Origin of the sequence: Megasphaera jansseni (genome assembly GCF_047974155.1) — a bacterium.
Lineage (GTDB): Bacteria > Bacillota > Negativicutes > Veillonellales > Megasphaeraceae > Megasphaera.
In genome coordinates this window covers 1-273 of sequence record NZ_JBHYRR010000095.1, presented here as the reverse complement: position 1 = coordinate 273, position 273 = coordinate 1, and the positions used below count along the sequence as shown (strand labels likewise).

Here is a 273-nt window from a genome sequence, read left to right as displayed (position 1 = left end):
CGGGATAACCTATCTGGAACAAGAAGAATCGTATACGTCCCAGGCCAGCTGCCTGGATTTGGACGACATTCCCGTATCCCAGCCGAATGCACCCTATACAGGAACGTTCAGCGGGAAACGAGTCCGGCGCGGCCTGTACCGTTTCGCCAACGGCAGGACGGCCAATGCCGACATCAACGGCGCTGCCAACATACTTCGCAAAAGTAAGCAGAACTTCGATTTCGAGGGACTGTGTAAGGGGCTTTTGGACAGCCCTTTGAGAATAAGGCTATC

At 54.2% G+C, this 273-nt stretch carries 1 protein-coding gene; it reads left to right on the top strand.

Going from position 1 to position 273, the window contains the following annotated elements; translation table 11 throughout:
- A partial coding sequence (locus tag ACE418_RS13525) for a transposase (RefSeq protein WP_416451088.1) occupies positions 1 to 273 on the top strand: 273 nt, incomplete at both ends.